Here is a 373-nt window from a genome sequence, read left to right as displayed (position 1 = left end):
ATCTCTTTGCACTTAAAAAACGACGTGTACTTCCCCTTTGTTCTTATGAACTCCGCTTTTGAGTGAGCGTAGGAAGGCTTACACTTTGCGAAACAGATAATCATCCATATAACTTTCACCTCGTTGAATGGAGGCGAAATGCTCGAGTTCCAGGTGCTCGTTTATATTTCTGAGTTCACCTGGCTCTAGGCAGAAGCGACGGGAAAAGCCGTTTTTCTCATGATGGGTGAGGTTAAAGGTGCTCAAAAGTAACTTTCCACCGGGGCGTAACAGTGCGATGAACAGGGGCCAATAATGAGGCGCTGGTTTAAAGTGCGTCATCACGATGTTATCAAACGTCTCTAGCTCGTTTAGTTGTTCTGGGTGATCGAGG

1 protein-coding gene is annotated in these 373 nt (G+C 45.8%); it reads right to left on the bottom strand.

Annotation, left to right across the window (positions count from 1 at the left end; all coding sequences use genetic code 11):
• Positions 1–78: 78 nt before the first annotated feature.
• Positions 79–373 (bottom strand): hypothetical protein (locus A3761_RS27345; RefSeq protein ID WP_197472944.1); only part of this gene is annotated, 295 nt, incomplete at its 5' end.

Source organism: Oleiphilus sp. HI0123, assembly GCF_001635315.1.
Note: the sequence above shows the minus strand (reverse complement) of the source record. Positions and strands in the feature narration are given on the sequence as shown.